Source organism: Microbacterium wangchenii, assembly GCF_004564355.1.
Taxonomy (GTDB): domain Bacteria; phylum Actinomycetota; class Actinomycetes; order Actinomycetales; family Microbacteriaceae; genus Microbacterium; species Microbacterium wangchenii.
Genome location: NZ_CP038266.1, coordinates 336491 through 353257, shown reverse-complemented (window position 1 = coordinate 353257; position 16767 = coordinate 336491). Strand labels below are relative to the sequence as shown.

Below are 16767 nucleotides of genomic sequence, written 5' to 3'. Positions count from 1 at the left end.
CGCACGGGTGCCGTCAAACCAACGGGTTAGTAGATAAAATGTGCACATGTCGACCCCGAAGGGCGAAGCGACCAAGCGACGCATCCTCGATGCAGCGTCGGCGGAGTTCGCCGAGCGCGGCATCGCCGGAGCCCGGGTTGATCGCATCGCCGCCGAAGCGCAGTCCAACAAGAGCCAGATGTACAGTTACTTCGGCAGCAAGGACGCGCTCTTCGATGCCGCCTACGCCGAGCACATCGGCTGGATGGTGAACTCGGTACCGCTCCGCGGCGACGATCTGCCCGGCTACGCCGTAGCGCTGTATGACGCCTATCTGGCCCGCCCCGATATCGTGCGTCTGACCACCTGGGCGAGGCTCGAGCGCCGGCCGGCAGGCGACCTGTACGACGACGGCACGGACCACAACCGCCTGAAGATCGATGCCATTCGCGAAGGGCAACGGGCCGGCTCGATCGACCCGACACTGGACCCACACGACGTGCTTTCTCTCGTCACGGCCATGTCGATGTCATGGTCTCCGGCCAGTCCGCTTATCGCCGCCAGCGCATCGGAGCCCGAGGAACTGCACGCACGTCGCCGAGAAGCTCTCGCCTCGACCGTGGCCAGAGCTTTCTCCCCCGGGTAGCGCACGGCCCGACCCGCGAGCCCCCTGCGCGTTGCCGTCCGGGCTAGGCCCCAGCGGGCCAGACCCCCCAGTTTCCAGCTCAAGCAACGGTTTTGCTCGGATCTTGCTCACGGGGCGCTTCCGGGAAGGACGAAAGCCCCGCGATCCCAGTGTTCTCAAGGGATTGCGGGGCTTCCACGGTGGCGGTGACGGTGGGATTTGAACTCTTATCGGATCCCGTTTCAAAGGTAGGCGCAGGCCCGACTTCCCTGTCATTGTGCGGCCGACGACCTTTCAGGACTCGACCGCACGAGGCCTGGACTTTCCTCGGCTTTGCCCACGGCCTTGCTCGCAGCGGGCACGAACGGCAGCCGCGCCGCGACGCCATGGCCGTGGGCAGCCACCTCCCAGGCCCTGGGGGTTTTCGCCGACAATGGCCCTTCTGTCAGGGAGAAAGCGAGCAGACGCGTCCAGTTCTCGTGGTGAACTCCGCCACGTACCCCGCTGGCCTCCACCACGAGTGGGTCGACGAGAGTCGCCGGGCGACTCCGTAGCACGCGCTCACCCCAGACGCGGTACCCCATCAGGATCACTTCCGTGTCGCTCAGAGAGTGGAACCGTCCGTCAGCTGATAGCTCTCGGCGCAACTCATCGTGGTTGTAGACGCAACCGTTGAAGACGATCGCCGTCCCCGTCATCTCGTCGACCATCGGCTGAGCGCCGCGCTCGGAAAGGTCGACGGCGCTCAGCCGGCGGTGGCCCAGCACCGCCCAGCCGCCATCCCACACTCCATCCCCATCGGGCCCACGCGCGGCCAGCGCCGCGACGGCTCTCAGTGTCCGATCTCTTGGGACAGACCCTTGCCTGAAGTCGATCTCCCCTGCGATGCCGCACATCAGCGACGCACCTTGCCATGTTGGGGTCGGTCGAACAACAGGGGCACAGCAACGTCGCTCATGCCTTGGGTCTACGTATCGAGGCGACTCTCCACACGGGCCTTGCTTTTCGGGGCGGGAACTCAAGCTGCGCGAGCGTGGAACCATGCCGGAGGCCGGCCAGCTCGCGCCGCGGCGCTTTTACTGCGCGCCCCGAGGGAACGCAACCCAGTATTGCGACGCGACACCATCTCTTACCGTCCACGCGAGTTCGTGGGTCGCCAGATCGTTTCCGCCACCTGCTTGGCAGAGGGCGGGGGGCTGAGGAGGGAGCAAGGATGACCGAAGCTGACGTCCGTGCAGGATCGGCCCGGGCCGCGATTCCTCCCCGGCAGGCGGCGTTGCTGACCGCGACGCAGGTCGAGCACAAGGGCAACATCGTCGCGAGGTGGATCACGTCCACCGATCACAAGACGATCGGCTACATGTACATCATCGCCGCCCTGCTCTTTTTCATGCTCGGCGGTGTGATGGCGCTCATCATCCGGGCGGAGCTGTTTGAGCCGGGGATGCAGATCGTCCCCACCAGAGAGCAGTACAACCAGCTGTTCACGATGCACGGCACGATCATGCTGCTGATGTTCGCGACGCCGCCGTTCGCCGGCTTCGCAAACGCCATCATGCCGCTGCAGATCGGGGCGCCGGATGTGGCGTTCCCCCGCTTGAACGCGTTGTCCTTCTGGCTGTTCCTGTTCGGCTCCATCATCGCTGTCGCCGGCTATCTGACTCCCCAAGGAGCCGCAGGGTTCGGATGGACGGCCTACCAGCCGCTCGCGAACACCACGTTCACTCCCAGCGTCGGAGGCAACTTCTGGTTCCTGGGCCTGGGCATGAGCGGTTTCGGCACAATCCTCGGCGCCGTGAACTTCATCACCACGATCCTCACGCTCCGCGCCCCCGGTATGACGATGTGGCGGATGCCCATCTTCACGTGGAACACCCTCATCACCAGCATCCTCATCCTGCTGGCGTTCCCCGTCCTCGCCGCCGCCTTGTTCGCCGCCGCCAGCGACCGAGTGCTCGGATCGCACATCTTCGACCCGGCCGCGGGCGGTGTGCTGTTGTGGCAGCACCTGTTCTGGTTCTTCGGCCATCCCGAGGTCTACGTCATCGCGCTGCCCTTCTTCGGCATCGTCTCGGAAATCTTCCCCGTCTTCAGCCGCAAGCCGATCTTCGGCTACAAGACCCTCGTCTACGCGACCATCGCCATCGCGGCCTATTCCGTGGCCGTGTGGGCGCACCACATGTATGCCACCGGCGCGGTCCTGCTGCCGTTCTTCGCGCTCCTGACCGTGCTCATCGCGGTACCGACAGGGGTGAAGATCTTCAACTGGATCGGCACAATGTGGCGCGGATCCGTCACCTTCGAAACGCCCATCGTCTTCGCGCTCGGATTCCTCCTCACATTCGTCTTCGGCGGGCTGACGGGCGTCATCCTCGCCTCGCCGCCGTTGGACTTCCACATCCACGACACCTACTTCGTCGTCGCGCACTTCCACTACGTCGTGTTCGGTACCGTCGTGTTCGCGATGTTCGCCGGGTTCTACTTCTGGTGGCCGAAGTGGACCGGTCGGATGCTCAACGAGCGCCTGGGCTACGTGCATTTCTGGATGCTGTTCATCGGCTTCCACATGACCTTCCTGATCCAGCACTGGTTTGGCGTGGAGGGGATGCCCCGTCGCTACGCCGATTACGCTCCGGAGGACAACTTCACCTGGGAGAACCAGGTCTCGACGGTGGGCGCGATTCTGCTGGGAGCGTCGATGCTGCCGTTCCTGCTGAACGTGTGGATCACGGCGCGCAAGGCACCGAAGATCACCGTCAATGACCCGTGGGGGTACGGCGGATCCCTCGAGTGGGCAACGTCGTGCCCGCCACCGCGGCACAACTTCACCTCTATCCCGCGTATTCGCAGCGAGCGCCCTGCGTTCGACCTCAATCATCCGGAGGCGGGCCTGCCGGTCGGAGTGGGCCCCGCGAAGGACGCCCCTGACGCGCCCGTCGTGGATGACGCCGATGATCAGGAGAAATAGAGCGGCCGCCTGCGAGCGGAATCGGGTCGACCGCCGCGCACCAGCGGCGGTGGGTGAACAGGGGTGAAGACGCGCATCTCCCCCGAGCGGCTCAGAGCATCCCTGTGGTTCCGGCCGATGTCGGCGAGCCTGGCGGCGGTGGTGCTGACGCATCTTCTCCTCGTTCGCGTGGGTCCGGTGCGGCCCGCGTCGCCTGATCGCGGCCGTGGGTCGCCAGCCGGTAGGCGTCGGTCCGGCCAAGGACGTACCGGAGGCGCCCGTCGTCGATACGCCGACGATCACGAGAAGTGATGGTTACTAGGCTCAGGCCGAAAGCGGGGCCCTGGGCTGGTTGAAGTTGGCCGCCGGCACCAAGCCATGGCAGGCAGGCATCCTCGATCCGGGCTATGCAACCCCTACCGTCCCTTCGGCCCAGTTGTCGTACGGTGTCTGTTGTGACTGACGTTCAGACAGTGGTGCGGACCGAGCTCGTCATCAATGGAGAGAGCTACCTGCTCGCGCAGGGGCAGGACCTCGACGTGCTGCGCCGCCACATCGAAGAGGCCTCGCGCGACGGAGGCCGCTTCGTCGACTTCATCGTGGTGGGGAACCGGGCGGTTGCGGTTCTCGTGTCGCCCCGTACAGAAGTGGTGATGTCGGTTGCGACCGTGCAATTCGACGCGCGCGACACGGGAGACGATGAAGTCCCCTACGGCGGCTTCTACGATTTCTGAGCCCGCCATGTCGACCGCAACAACAACATCAACCGTCGCGCGCTGCGCGCACGAGATTTGAGAGCAACATGGGTAAGTTCTCTTACAACACGCAGGTCAGCGCCACTTTCGAGGATCGGCTACTCGCGCACCTTCAGATCGTGATCGGAACCAAGCTCCGCCGATCTGAGCCGTTTTTCTTCACCTGGAAGGAAGATGTCAGCGTGGGCAGTGGCCGCACGTCTCTGTGGATCCACCCTGAAGCCTCGCTGATCTTTAAGTTCAGCGGGAACCGGCAACCGCAGATCAACCGGGCGTGGCTGGAAGTGCTCACCACGGCGGCGAATTCTCCCAGCGGGCTCTACATCATCAGCGAACCTCAGCCGACCGAAAAGGAAGCCGACCGCGTCCTCTACGGCTGATCTGCAAGCAGAGGACCGGAAGCTCCCTCATCCTGACGGCCTCGCCGGCACCCCGGAGGTGCCCCTCTTGCGATGCCCACCGTGTGTGCCGAGGAAGGGCTAGCTGTCAAGCCCCAAACCTTTACGACGCAATGGCGGCACGGTGGCCCTCCGAGAATGAAGCAAGGAGACGGCCGATGTTTTCCCGCGTCAGCTCTACCGTGGCAAGGGCCCGATCCGCTCGTCATGGCACGCCCTGCCGCTCGGTGACCACGCCATGAGCGCGCTCGACGTTCACACCGGCTACGAGGGTGGCCGTTGGCGGGTCTCAGTGGAAGGAAGCCCGGCGCATACCCGCTACTTCGCCACCAAGCGTGAGGCCGTTCGCGCGGGCGAAGTCCTGGCGATGGTCCTCGGCACTCACCAACTGGTCGAGAGCAACCGGGCACCGCACCCGGAGAGTTCCCGTCGCGGAGGTGTGACGCAGCCGGATGCCGCCGGCGCCGTGCACACCTTCAATCGTGGCACCCGGGTCAAGAGAACGAAGCCGTGAACATCTACGTCGTTGCCGCGACTCGTCCCGAGGGGGGCGTCGCGTACCACCTCGAGCACGACTACGACACAGACATCTTCACCGACCTTCCCGGCGACGGCCCGTTCCCTACCCTGGACCTGGCGGAAGCCGCGTCGGGTCGACTGGCTGATGCGCTCGCGTGCGTGAACGATTAGCGCGCGAGACCCCGGGGCGTTCGGGTGACGCGTGGAACCCCCACCGAGCGGATCCCACCACATTGCGCCGTGCCCGACGTCGTGCGCAGTTGACATCCACGGTGAGAGCGAGGACGGTGGGGAATCAACCGACGCGGCTGCAGGCGTGCGCCCCTCGATTCCCACCCCTGGAAGTATCCGTCGCCTGCTCACGTGTCTGACCGGAGGGTCAGATGGGTCAGTTCATCTACGACAACACCGCCAAGATCGAGCTTGAAGACCGCCTCTTGGCGCACCTGCAAGTCGTGATCGGCACCAAGCTCCGCCGTCGCGAATGCTTCTTCTTCACCTGGAAGGAAGACACCAGTGTCGGCGGCGGCCGCCGGTCCGTGTGGCTCAATCCACATACGCCGATGCAGTTCAAGTACCACGGGAGCCGGACCCCGCAGATCAACCCCGCCTGGCTGGATGCCCTCGCCTACACCGCCAACCAGCAGACCGGCCTGTACATCATCCGCGAACCCGAAGGCGTGTCGGCGGCGGCCTTGGGTTCACAGAGCGCCGACCTAGCCTGACCCTCCGCGATCAGAGCGGGCAGCGCCGCCCGCGCCTTACATGTATTCGTAGTCGCTGAGCGAGGCGAAAGGTGCGTGAAGGTCACCAGTGTCGCGGCTGTCCTCCGCGTCTGTCCCGATGACTTCTGAGGTGAACACAACCGCAAGGCCGGGGGACACAAGAACCGACACTTCGCGGTTACCGAGCACCACCAAGTCGACGAGATCGCCGTTCGCGCGCAGCGCGGCAACCGTAGCGGCTTTCACTGCCTCGATGTCGTGCCCTTGCGCGAGGACAAACCTGTTGTCACCGATGATCACCGTGTCGCGTCTCATATGCTGCCTCACCTCGGGTGACGTCGTTCACCAAGGGAGGACCCGCAGCAAACCGATCTGCGCAATCTACGCTTCGCCCGCAGCAAAAGCGAGTTCCTCTACACGCGGATCTATAGAGGTCAATGCGCTCGGTCGCGCTGCTGTTGATAGCAGCGCTGTGCTACTTCTTGCAGGCCAAGTCCGTCGACCACGTCGAAACCCACCCGGATACCCTGTGCACGGTGCAGGGTCAAGGCCCTCAGCAGAGTGCGGCCGGGAGATAACTATGAGCGGCATTCACGGGCGTCCCCGACGACAGGGAGGAGGATGCCCTTGTTCGACATCTTTCTCGGTGGCGCGAGACTCCTCACCAGTGATTCGATCGCGGACGCGTTACTCGAATATGCCCGAGTGCTCACGGACTGTGGGCGCACCCAGACGGTGACCTTCCCAGTGATGCTCGACGGGCAAGCTGGCACCGCATGGGCGCGGATCGGCGCGCACGCTGACTTGGTAGCGGTCCGGACAGAGCCGCAGATTCCCCTCACGCTGGACGGCGAAGAGGTCGTCGCCTCGGAACTATTCCGTCTCGCCGCGAACGTCGCCCCGGTGCCACCAGCGCCCGGCTGGCGACCGACGTGATTACGCTTGGTCGTGGGAGGAGTCGCTGGGCTCGGGGATGAGCATGAGTCCGCCGGAGGAGTTCGCGGATTCGGCGAGAGACTTCAACCATCGGCCACTCAGAGCCTCAGGTTCCGGGTTGTCGAACTCGAACCTGACCGGTATCGACGGATGCATCCACAAAGTGGTGCGGCCGACGGGCTGGTCATCAGAGTGACGCCACGACAGGGTAAAGCTTTCGCCACGCCGAAGCTTGGTGGTGATCACGACTTTTACGTGAGCGAGAGTCCGGTCCTCGATCGTGAACGAGTCGGACGTGCCGCCGTAACGCAATTTGCCCATAGTCGCCCCCTCTCCGCGAGGAGGTTGTCCTCGCACCCACGGTGTGCTCGTATCCCCCGAAGGTGTCGGGATATCCCGAGCATACGCGGCACGGGTGCTGGTGGATGAGACGTTGATTCCCCACCGCAAAACGGGGCGCCATAACGGAGATCGGGTTGCTGCGAACGGCGCCGCGCACTTCTACACCCGCCCGTAAGGGCCCGCAAACGCGCTTCTACTGGAAGAAGTCAACCTAGGGCCGACATATCCGCCGGTAGACAGCTCCGTGCCGCATCGGAGCCGCATCAACGCGGTTGCCTACGCCTGGCCGTCAGACGCGGCACGTCTTGCGACGCCGTCGCCCCCAAGCTGACGTTCTATGACATCCATCAGCGCGCGAGCAACGTCCCCTCGCGCGGTTGCTCCATGACACAATAATCCGCGGGTGATCTGGGGTTTTCGCCGAAAATTGCCGTTCTGTCTGCAGGCGCGTGGATCGCTGCCCGCGAGGGGGAGCGGGACATTTCCCGGCGCGCTATAGCACTCTCAGAACAGCGACCCCAACGCGGCGAAAGCGAGCACCCCGGCTGAGATGCCGCGGTGACTCAATAGGGCGAGGCTTGCCGCGCGTGCAGCTGATCTACGAACTCTTCCGCCGCGGCAAGCTGCTTCCTCAGCCGGTCACGTCGCTCAAGGGCTTCCTCTTTGATGGTGTCCAACCGCTCCTGCAACAGGGCGTCGGCGGGATCCGCTTCAAGACCATCGATGACCACAAGCAGTTCACCCATCTGCTCAAGGCTGTACCCCAACGGCTTCATCCGTCGGATCAACAGCAATCGGGACTCGTCGGCAGCGGTGTAGAGCCGAAACCCGCCATCGGTCCGGTCGGACGGGGTCAGCAGCCCGATCTCGTCGTAGTGCCGGAGAGTGCGAAGCGATAGCCCGGTCCGCTCGGCCAGTTCGCCGATGTGCATGGTGTCGTCGGGCGGCATAGATCCTCCGGTTTCGTTCAAACCTCACGTTACGTTAGAGTCTCTTCGTGCTGGCCGCACGTGCCGGCGCGGCCCTCCATCTTCCCTCCCTCTCTGACCATGTCCTTGGCGCAATGGTGCGCCCTTCCCGCGAGCCTGCCCCGCGAACTCGAAGGAGCGCCATGACCGCTGTCGTGCCGACCCAAGACCCTGCCAACCGCTACCGCATCGAGCCGACTGTCTTGCAGGCGCTGCGCAGCCCTCGCATCCTTACCCGCGAGGTCCTCGCCGGCCTCGTGGTGGCGATAGCCCTGATCCCCGAGGCAATCGCGTTCTCGATCATCGCCGGCGTCGACCCCCGAGTCGGCCTGTTCTCCTCGTTCGTGATGGCCGTCGCCATCGCATTCCTCGGCGGCCGCCCCGCAATGATCACCGCCGCCACCGGCGCAATTGCGCTGGTCATCGCCCCCGTAGCCCGCGAGTACGGGATGGACTACTTCATCGCCACCGTCCTCCTGGGCGGCCTCATCCAGGTCGTCCTCGCTGTGCTTGGGGTGGCAAAGCTGATGAGATTCATCCCGCGCAGCGTGATGGTCGGTTTCGTCAACGCGTTGGCGATCCTGATCTTCATCTCGCAGTTCCCGCAGCTCATCGACGTTCCCTGGATGGTCTACCCGTTGGTGGTCGTCGGGCTTCTCATCATGTATCTGATGCCGCGGGTGACTCGCGTCGTCCCAGCGCCGCTAGTCGCTATCATCCTGCTCACCGCGGCCGCCGTCGTGTTCGGGCTGAACGTGCCGACCGTTGGTGACCAGGGAGACCTACCCCAGAGCCTTCCGGAGCTGTTCATGCCCAACGTTCCGCTGACCTGGGAGACGCTCGGCATCATCTTCCCGTTCGCCGCAGCAATGGCCATCGTGGGACTGCTCGAGTCGCTGATGACGGCGAAGCTGGTCGACGACATCACCGACACCCACTCCCGCAAGACCCGCGAAGCCCTCGGACAAGGCGCCGCGAACATCCTTTCCGGTGCGTTCGGCGGCATGGGCGGCTGCGCCATGATCGGCCAGACCATGATCAACGTCAAAGCCTCCGGCGCCCGCACCCGCATCTCCACCTTCCTCGCCGGCATTTTCCTCCTGGTCCTCGTCCTCGTCCTCGGCGACGTCGTCGCCATCATCCCCATGGCCGCGCTCGTTGCCGTGATGATCGTCGTTTCCGTCGCCACGTTTGACTGGCACAGCATCCGCCCCTCCACCCTCAAGCGGATGCCCAAGAGCGAAACTCTCGTCATGGTGATCACCGTCGCAATCACGGTGTGGACGCACAACCTCGCCATCGGAGTCGGCGTCGGAGTTATCGCCGCGATGATCCTCTTCGCCCGTCGAGTCGCTCACTTCGTGACTGTCACCCGCCACGTTGACGAACAGCGGCAGGCCGCCCGCTACACCGTCGATGGGGAGCTGTTCTTCGCATCCAGCAACGACCTGACCACCCAATTCGAATACACCCAGGACCCGAACCACGTCACCATCGACATGTCCCGCTCACACATCTGGGACGCCTCCACCGTCGCCGCCCTTGACGCAATCCAGACCAAGTACGAGAACCTCGGCAAGACCGTCACCTTCGAGGGCATGAACGACGCCACCACCCAATTCCACGGGCGCCTCAGCGGCGGACTCAGCGACGGGCACTGAGTAGCGCCACTGCTTCCGCACCTGCCGTGCCATGGATGCACGGATCACCGTGGCGGAGCTCGCCGAAGTGTGGCTCCAGGATCAAGCTGCAGTGCTGAAGCCGTCTTCTATGCATGCGTTGGAGTCCGCCTGGCGAGTCCGCGTGTCCCCTCGATGGGGAGCCGTACCGCTCGACTCGATCCGGTACAGCGACGTCCGCGCCTGGGTCACGGAACTCTCCATGGAGCGCAGCGCCACGACGACAATCCGCTCGTACGGCGTGCTGGCGGCCGTCCTCGATGTCGCCGTTCGCGATCGCCGAATCGGCGAGAATCCGGCACGCGGTATCAAGCTACCCAAGAAGTCGCCGAAAAGGCGCGTCTACCTCACGCACTGGCAAGTCGACGCTCTCGCCCAGCAATCCCTCCACCCTGCGCTCATCTACTTCACGGCGTACACCGGGCTCCGTTGGGGAGAAGCGACAGGGCTCCGCGTCGAAGACATCGACATCCAGCGTCGGCGAGCGTTCGTACAGGACAACGCTGTGATGGTGAATGGGGAGATCCACTTCGGCACCCCAAAGCAGCACCGCAAACGGTCAGTGCCCTACCCCGACTTCATCGAGCGTCTCGTCCATCTGCAAATGCACGGCAAGCGGCCCGAGCAGTTGCTCTTTGGCGAGGGCGACACGCACCTCCCGTTGCCCAACTCGCGGGACGGGTGGTTCGCGGGGTGCTGTTCGCAGATGCGTCAGGGCAGACTCACTGTTTCCGCGAATAACGCCTCACGATCTCCGACACACAGCCGCCAGCCTCGCGATCAGCGCGGGCGCGAACGTGAAGGCCGTACAGCGCATGCTTGGGCACGCCTCTGCCGCGATGACTCTGGATACCTACGCGGACCTCTTCGATGACGACCTGGACTACGTGGCCGAAGCTCTCAGTCGCGCGCGATCCGTCGCGGGCGTGCGGGTCCAGGAAGGTGGACGGCCTGTCGATATCCCAACCCGCGAGCCCCCGACACTCACGCCGCCCGGGCTCGACCCCGGCGGGCGAGGGCTCCGCTAGATTGCAGCTCAAGCAATGGTCTTGCTCAAATCTTGCTCACGAAGCGCTTTCGGCAAAGGCAGAAGCCCAGCGACCCCAGTGTTTCCAACGGCTCGCGGGGCTTCGACAATGAAGCGCCCTGAGTTTGTTGGAGGCTCCTGACCTTGGAAACGAGGATGGAGTTATGCCGAAGGAACTGGCGTCGGGCAAGCCGACGACGCGTCGCTACTCGAGCGAGGAGAAGGCCGCTGCGGTGCGGATGGTGAGGACGCTGCGCGCGGAACTCGGGGTCACGCAGGGGACGGTGCAGCGGGTCGCGACGCAACTGGGTTACGGGGTCGAGTCGGCCCGGATGTGGGTGAAACAGGCCGACATCGACGACGGCGTCGCCCCAGGCCTGAGCAGCAGCGAAGCGCAGCGGGTGCGGGAGCTGGAGCAGGAGAACCGGGAGCTTCGCCGCGCGAACGAGGTGCTCAAGCGGGCCGCGACTTTCTTTGGGGCGGAGCTCGACCGCCACTACCGGAAGTAGTCGCGTTCATCGACGCGAACAAGGATGCGTCGTGGACGGTCGCCGGCTTGGAGTCGAGCTCATCTGCAGGCTGCTGCAGGTGGCCCCGAGCAGCTACTACGCCGCCAAGTCCCGCATCCCGTCCGCGCGGGCCGTGCGGGCCGAGGAGCTGATCCCGCAGCTGGTCGGGCTGTGGGAGGCGAACTACCGCGTCTACGGGGTCCGCAAACTGTGGAAGGCGGCCCGCCGGGCGGGGATCGTGATCGGCCGGGACCAGACCGCCCGGCTGATGCGGGTCGCGGGGATCGAGGGCGCCAGACGCTCGAAGCGGGTGAAGACCACGAGCCCGGACCCGGCGTCCGCGCGGCACCCGGACCTGGTCAAGCGGGAGTTCACCGCGACCGCGCCGAACCGGCTCTGGGTGACGGATCTGACGTTCGTGCCCACCTGGGCCGGCATCGCTTACGTGTGCTTCATCGTCGATGCGTTCTCCCGCATGATCGTGGGGTGGCGGGTCGCATCGCATATGCGAACCGAGATGGTGCTCGATGCGATCGAGATGGCCCGCTGGTCCCGCGGCCGGCACCACGCTGATCTGCGCTGCCATTCCAACGCGGGCAGTCAATTCACCTCGATTCGCTACGGCGAACGGCTCGCGGAGATCGGCGCGACACCGTCGATCGGAACCGTCGGCGATTCGTATGACAATGCCCTGGCCGAGACGGTGAACGGCTACTACAAGAACTCGTCCGCGGACCTGCCCGCCAAGGACCGTGGAAGACCGTCGAGGACCTCGAGCTCGCGACGCTCGGATGGGTGCACTGGCACAACACGCAGCGGCTCCACGGCTACCTCGGCGACGTCCCGCCGGTGGAGTTCGAAAGCGCGTTCTATGCTGTCCAAGCCGACCGCGAACTGCTGGTCGGAATCAAATAGCGCGAGTCTCCATCAGACCCAGGGCGCTTCAACAATGGCGGTGACGGTGGGATTTGAACTCGCCGTGTCCTCTTTGTTGGGGCCTCCGTGGCGACAACCACTCGAGAGGATACCCAACCTCCGCCGACGCATCTGAACGTACTCGCCGGCATCGGTCCGCCAGAAGTGGGTCACGATGCGATTCTGAGGGCGCCGATGCGACGGAGGCAAGTGCACCGACCTTGGCCTGAGCACGACCCCAGCAAGGACACATTGCACGACGGGGCCGGGACAAAGCTGACCACTGAAGCGGGACTGCGAACTGAACAGGGGTGCGATCCCCACCGTAGGAGCGGCGCGACCCACATCATTCGGGGTGTGGATCAGCGTGGTTCCGCGGAAATCGGCTGTCCGCCGACCGCTCAGGGAAAATCCGGGAGCAGGACTTGGGCCAAGGATTCTTGCTCAACCTTACCCAAACCCAGACTAGCGCCATTGAAAACGTCCGCTGATCTGGGAAATGGCGGTGACGGTGGGATTTGCACTCTTGTCGGATTCCGTTTCAGAGATTGGCAAGGGCGCGATTTGCCTGTCATCGCGCGGCGGACGACCTTTCAGAACTCGACGGCGCGACACCCAAACTCTCCTCAACTTTGCCCACAGCCCTGCCCACGGAAGTTGGAACCGCTGCCCACGCTGCCGCGCCTCAGAACTCTCGTCGTCGGGGCCTGGCAATTCTCACCATCAGCATGGCCACGGATCAGTCGTCGTCGACAAGTCAAGCGCTCCTCCGGCGCACCGCCCCGCGGCGTGTGGGCACAGTCCGCCCAGCGATCTCTACTCGATTTACTCAGGAGATCGATGCCCTCATCAATGGCAACCAGTACGCCCATGTCACCCGTTGCATCGCACAGGGAGTCACGCACCGTCACGCGTCGGTGATGTCATCCCGGGCGCCCGGGTCCTCCAAGTGGGCTACAGACGAACACCCGGGTTTTGAGAACATAACCGGTACGAACCCTGGCCCGGGGCCGGACCGCGGACTCGTTCCTCACCATGGACCGTTTCTGCGAAAGCCCAGGAAGGGTGCGCCGCTCAACATGTTTTCAACTTTTCGTTGAAAACATGCTGTTTAATAGGCATACTGTCGGCATGCCCAATGTCTTCACCCAGCTCGATTCCGGTGCGCAACGCGCCGACCGCGCTTACCACGCTCTGACGCACCTCACCGAGCGGCATGCCGCCGATGGTGCTCGTCGAGGGCGGCAGATTCATCCCGACATGCCAGCCCCCCATGAGGTGGTCCGGCTGGTAGCGGGACTGGCCGGCGGTTCCATCTGCCCGGAGCCGGAGGAGCCGGCCATTGACCACGACGACCTCGTCGCTGCGCTGACCCTCATACCGGGTATGCGAGCTGACCTCGACTCCACCGAGCTGCTCCTGCTTACGATCGCTAGGGGAATGGGCATGACCTGGCAGGACATAGCCTTCAGTCTCGGCCTGAACACGGCGCAGGCTGCTCGGCAACGCTACGAACGCCTGGACGCTCGATCCGCGAGCGAGCAGCCTGCCGACAGCTAGTCTCCGGGTTTCCCAGGAGCCTGCCGCTCCGCACCGACGTAGACGCATCAAAGCCCAGCCCGACTTGGTGAGTGGATCTTCCGGCATGATCCGGCGCATGACCCGCATCCGCCATCACAGAAGGGCGGGTACGCCCTGGTCGTCGAAGCCGAGGAAGGCGATAGGCCCGGCCGGGGAGTCGAAGGTCTGACGGTCGCACGGCGCCAGGGCAGTGTCGGGATGCCCGGGTGCCCGGACGAGCAAGCCGCTGCCTGCGGTGGTGCTCTCATGGTCGGGGCGTGGGAGGCATATTGGCCGGCATAGTGCGACGGGTCGACCGGCGCCGCTTGGGTCACGCCGTTCGGGATTGGGCCGGGCGCGTTCAGAAGTGGGTTGGCGGCGTTGATCCCGTGGTCGGAGTTTGTGAGCACGACGACGGCAGTCCGGCTGATCGGGTCGGCGGCGAGGATGTCGGACTGCGTCGAGACCAGGGTGCCGCCGGCCGGGTCGAGACCGCGGGTGCACATCGGATTGTCGATGCGGCGCGGCAGTACTACCAGGTCGCCGTCCCGCACTGTGTGGCCGCGCGGTGCCGAGATCATGCTCGGCGGCCGTGCCGGTGACGACCTCCCGGCGTCCAGGCCGGAGGAGTGTGACAGCAGATGGCCCACGAGAACTCCTTCCCGGACGCCGGGCAGGAACCTGGCGACCGGATCGTCCAGCCGAAGTCGCCCGGCTTGCACGCAGCGCACCAGCAGGTCCGCTGTGAGCAGCTGGTGATCGACCCGATGCGGAACCGCTTCGCGGCGGTCACTGGCTCGCCGGATGCCACATCCGCCACGCCGCCAGCCCCCACCGACGGTCAGGCGTCAGGTCGGCCACCAGCACAGCCTTAGTGCACACCTCGGCCAGGCACACCAGCGGGCGGGAATCGTCCACACGCTGCGCCTCGACTGATCGGCGATTAACCGGTCTTGGTCAGACCCACTGCACCAGCTGGATGAGCACGCCGTTCGGGTCGATCATCTGGAAGTACCGCTCGCCCCACGGCTCCGTTTCGATCGGGGTCGCCACAGGGACGCCGGACGTGCTTACACGCTGCCATTCCGCGTCGATGTCATCCACGACGAACACGAGCAGGAGACCCTGACCGGCGTCTCCGGCGTGACTGGCCGGCTTGAACGTGGAAAGACCCGTCCGCAGGAAGATGACGTTGAAGCCCACCCCGTCCCGCTTGAGCGACACGAAGCCGTCCTGTTGCATCTCCCTTTCGAATGCGAGCTGCTGCTCGAGGAACGTCGCCGACGCCTCCACGTCGGCGACGTTGAGCGAGATGGCCGAATTGGTGATGTTCATAGTCTCCTCCCGGTAACTACGTACACTGTACGGTATAAACTAGCGGATCGCAACCCCGTGGCTCAGGATGGCAAGAGTGAACGCCGACGACGAGGGAACCCCGCCGAGCACACTGCTGCGCCTGCTTTGGCGCTCGCGAACGCGCTATGCGCTTCGCCCCGGGCCGAGGCCGCGCGTAACGGCCGATGACATCGTGACCACCGCGGTTCAACTCGCCGACGAGAGCGGGCTGCAGGGCGTCTCGATGCGGAACGTTGCGCAAGTCTTGGGCGTGAAGGTGATGACCCTCTACTCGCACGTGCCCGGCAAGGACGCGGTCTCGGCGCTCATGGTTGACTCGGTTCACGGTGACTTCCGGTTCGACCCTCAGCCGGGCGCCCCGGTGGAGCGGACACTTCGGCGACTCCTGGAGGAGAACTACCGCATGCTCCTGCAGCATCCTTGGCTTCTGGAAATGCATACCGAGCAACCGCCCATGGGACCGGGCACGCTGAGCAAATACGAAATCGAACTCACTGCGCTCGCGCCGTTGGGCCTGACGGATCAGACGATGGACGCGGTGCTGACCTTCCTGCTGGACTTCGCCCGCGGGGCGGCGGGAGACCATGTGCGGCGGCTCCGCTCCCGTGTGGACAACGTCGAATGGTGGGAGTCGGTTCAGCCGTATCTCGCCGAGTACGTCCAGCCCGACGAATTTCCCCTCGCCACGCGGGTGGGGAGCGCAGCGGGTGCCGAGCTCGGCGGCGCCTACAACGCGGAGGCGGCATACCGCTTCGGCTCCGACCTCGTCGTGGATGCGGTCGCCCGACTTGCGCGCCCCCTGAAGCGCTAGCAACACGAGCAGCGCCCGCGTCGCATCATCCAGCCGGCCGCGGATCGCGCTCTTCATGAGAGGTGCTCGCGGTCTGCGGCACGTGACGCGCCATACCGGGGTAATTCACGACGATGCCATGATGATCGACGTCGAGATCCACGGCGACCCCACGGGTGAGGCTCCGGTAATGGACCAACGCTCCGGATGACGCGTACGACTGATCGCTGCGGATGACCCGGAGGGAAGGGACCTCAACCCATGCCATGACGAGGCCGGTAGCGGGAACGTCTCCGGAGAGCAAACCCAGACGCCGGATGGGCATCGTGTTCGTCACCGGCGACAGGGCCAGGTCGCAATCGATCGCTCCACCGATGTCCCGAGGGTCTGACAGGCCCGGCGGAACGAGCTCACAGTGGCCGTCAACACTCGTTCGCGCGCTCCACGTGCCGTCCGTCTCACGGGTGAGCACGAGCGCGCGAGACCACCCGTCGGCATGGGCCGACACGCGAAGCGCCCGAGTGACCCAGCCGGGACCGACATCCAGATCCCAGCTTGTCGCGTACGTCGACGTCGTGGAGGTCCCGTGCGCCGACATGCTTTCGGCACCCATGCGAACCACGGCGTGGTCGATTCGTCCGGGATCGTCGACTCCCCGCCAGGTGTATGCGCTCCGCGACGCGATCTCAGGGGTCGCGGACATCAGGCGTGCCCGCCATCCACTCCGGTCGGGTTGC

20 protein-coding genes and 2 pseudogenes are annotated in these 16767 nt (G+C 64.9%); 14 read left to right on the top strand and 8 right to left on the bottom strand.

Annotation, left to right across the window (positions count from 1 at the left end; genetic code table 11):
* Positions 1–46: 46 nt before the first annotated feature.
* Entirely contained in the window at positions 47–625 is a 579-nt protein-coding gene (locus tag E4K62_RS01675) for a TetR/AcrR family transcriptional regulator (RefSeq protein WP_135062950.1), read from the top strand.
* A 251-nt stretch (positions 626–876) separates the two neighbouring features.
* Here the strand turns inward: E4K62_RS01675 and E4K62_RS01670 are convergent, their stop codons facing one another.
* Positions 877–1500 carry an asparagine synthetase B family protein gene (locus E4K62_RS01670; protein WP_135062948.1) on the bottom strand — a complete coding sequence of 208 codons (624 nt, stop codon included), beginning with the start codon at positions 1498–1500 and terminating at the stop codon, positions 877–879.
* Positions 1501–1817: 317 nt separating this feature from the next.
* On the opposite strand from E4K62_RS01670, the gene ctaD reads away from it, so the two are divergent.
* From ctaD to E4K62_RS01640, 6 genes are all read left to right on the top strand, one after another.
* Entirely contained in the window at positions 1818–3572 is a 1755-nt protein-coding gene (gene ctaD / locus E4K62_RS01665; protein WP_135062946.1) for an aa3-type cytochrome oxidase subunit I, read from the top strand.
* 434 nt (positions 3573–4006) lie between these two features.
* On the top strand, positions 4007–4285 hold the full coding sequence (locus E4K62_RS01660) for a hypothetical protein (protein ID WP_240742778.1): 279 nt from the start codon (positions 4007–4009) through the stop codon (positions 4283–4285).
* A gap of 68 nt (positions 4286–4353) precedes the next feature.
* Positions 4354–4686, top strand: coding sequence for a DUF7882 family protein (locus E4K62_RS01655; protein WP_135062942.1), 333 nt, complete (start codon positions 4354–4356; stop codon positions 4684–4686).
* A 256-nt stretch (positions 4687–4942) separates the two neighbouring features.
* Complete coding sequence (locus tag E4K62_RS01650; RefSeq protein WP_135062940.1) at positions 4943–5218, top strand: DUF2188 domain-containing protein; 276 nt, start codon at positions 4943–4945, stop codon at positions 5216–5218.
* Positions 5215–5394, top strand: a complete 180-nt coding sequence (locus E4K62_RS01645) for a hypothetical protein (RefSeq protein WP_135062938.1) — start codon at positions 5215–5217, stop codon at positions 5392–5394. The genes E4K62_RS01650 and E4K62_RS01645 overlap by 4 nt, the downstream gene beginning before the upstream one ends.
* Positions 5395–5606: 212 nt before the next feature.
* Positions 5607–5948: a DUF7882 family protein gene (locus tag E4K62_RS01640; RefSeq protein ID WP_135062936.1), complete on the top strand. Its 342-nt coding sequence runs from the start codon at positions 5607–5609 to the stop codon at positions 5946–5948.
* 36 nt (positions 5949–5984) lie between these two features.
* On the opposite strand, the gene E4K62_RS01635 is transcribed toward E4K62_RS01640, so the two are convergent.
* A complete protein-coding gene (locus E4K62_RS01635; protein ID WP_135062934.1) occupies positions 5985–6263 on the bottom strand; it encodes a hypothetical protein in 279 nt (92 codons plus the stop codon).
* A gap of 306 nt (positions 6264–6569) precedes the next feature.
* Here E4K62_RS01635 and E4K62_RS01630 point away from each other — a divergent pair, with 306 nt between their 5' ends.
* On the top strand, positions 6570–6884 hold the full coding sequence (locus E4K62_RS01630) for a hypothetical protein (protein ID WP_135062932.1): 315 nt from the start codon (positions 6570–6572) through the stop codon (positions 6882–6884).
* Here the strand turns inward: E4K62_RS01630 and E4K62_RS01625 are convergent, their stop codons facing one another.
* Together E4K62_RS01625 and E4K62_RS01620 are read right to left on the bottom strand one after the other, a co-directional pair.
* Complete coding sequence (locus E4K62_RS01625) at positions 6885–7205, bottom strand: DUF7882 family protein (protein ID WP_135062930.1); 321 nt, start codon at positions 7203–7205, stop codon at positions 6885–6887.
* A 584-nt stretch (positions 7206–7789) separates the two neighbouring features.
* Positions 7790–8176 (bottom strand): MerR family transcriptional regulator, encoded by a 387-nt coding sequence (locus E4K62_RS01620; RefSeq protein WP_240742777.1) that lies wholly within the window; start codon positions 8174–8176, stop codon positions 7790–7792.
* Positions 8177–8337: 161 nt separating this feature from the next.
* Between E4K62_RS01620 and E4K62_RS01615 the strand changes: the two genes are divergently transcribed.
* The 5 genes and pseudogenes from E4K62_RS01615 (at position 8338) to E4K62_RS01600 (ending at position 13884) form a co-directional block, all read left to right on the top strand.
* Complete coding sequence (locus E4K62_RS01615; RefSeq protein WP_135062928.1) at positions 8338–9855, top strand: SulP family inorganic anion transporter; 1518 nt, start codon at positions 8338–8340, stop codon at positions 9853–9855.
* Positions 9856–9886: 31 nt separating this feature from the next.
* Positions 9887–10060: pseudogene (locus E4K62_RS18810) on the top strand (tyrosine-type recombinase/integrase); the annotation flags it as partial.
* A gap of 328 nt (positions 10061–10388) precedes the next feature.
* On the top strand, positions 10389–10901 hold the full coding sequence (locus E4K62_RS18625) for a tyrosine-type recombinase/integrase (RefSeq protein WP_147911251.1): 513 nt from the start codon (positions 10389–10391) through the stop codon (positions 10899–10901).
* 163 nt (positions 10902–11064) lie between these two features.
* Positions 11065–12324 (top strand): annotated as a pseudogene (locus E4K62_RS01605) (IS3 family transposase).
* Between the two features lie 1131 nt (positions 12325–13455).
* Positions 13456–13884: a DNA-binding protein gene (locus E4K62_RS01600; RefSeq protein ID WP_135062926.1), complete on the top strand. Its 429-nt coding sequence runs from the start codon at positions 13456–13458 to the stop codon at positions 13882–13884.
* Positions 13885–13931: 47 nt separating this feature from the next.
* Here the strand turns inward: E4K62_RS01600 and E4K62_RS19040 are convergent, their stop codons facing one another.
* Genes E4K62_RS19040 through E4K62_RS01590 form a run of 3 tightly spaced genes read right to left on the bottom strand, consistent with a single transcriptional unit; the run spans position 13932 to position 15219 of the window.
* Positions 13932–14621 carry a serine hydrolase gene (locus E4K62_RS19040; RefSeq protein WP_374108166.1) on the bottom strand — a complete coding sequence of 230 codons (690 nt, stop codon included), beginning with the start codon at positions 14619–14621 and terminating at the stop codon, positions 13932–13934.
* Between the two features lie 52 nt (positions 14622–14673).
* Entirely contained in the window at positions 14674–14802 is a 129-nt protein-coding gene (locus tag E4K62_RS18940; protein ID WP_261799182.1) for a hypothetical protein, read from the bottom strand.
* Between the two features lie 39 nt (positions 14803–14841).
* Positions 14842–15219: a VOC family protein gene (locus tag E4K62_RS01590; RefSeq protein WP_135062924.1), complete on the bottom strand. Its 378-nt coding sequence runs from the start codon at positions 15217–15219 to the stop codon at positions 14842–14844.
* A 76-nt stretch (positions 15220–15295) separates the two neighbouring features.
* On the opposite strand from E4K62_RS01590, the gene E4K62_RS01585 reads away from it, so the two are divergent.
* Complete coding sequence (locus tag E4K62_RS01585) at positions 15296–16051, top strand: TetR/AcrR family transcriptional regulator (RefSeq protein ID WP_167747696.1); 756 nt, start codon at positions 15296–15298, stop codon at positions 16049–16051.
* A gap of 25 nt (positions 16052–16076) precedes the next feature.
* On the opposite strand, the gene E4K62_RS01580 is transcribed toward E4K62_RS01585, so the two are convergent.
* Entirely contained in the window at positions 16077–16733 is a 657-nt protein-coding gene (locus tag E4K62_RS01580) for a putative glycolipid-binding domain-containing protein (protein WP_135062920.1), read from the bottom strand.
* Positions 16734–16767 lie beyond the last annotated feature (34 nt).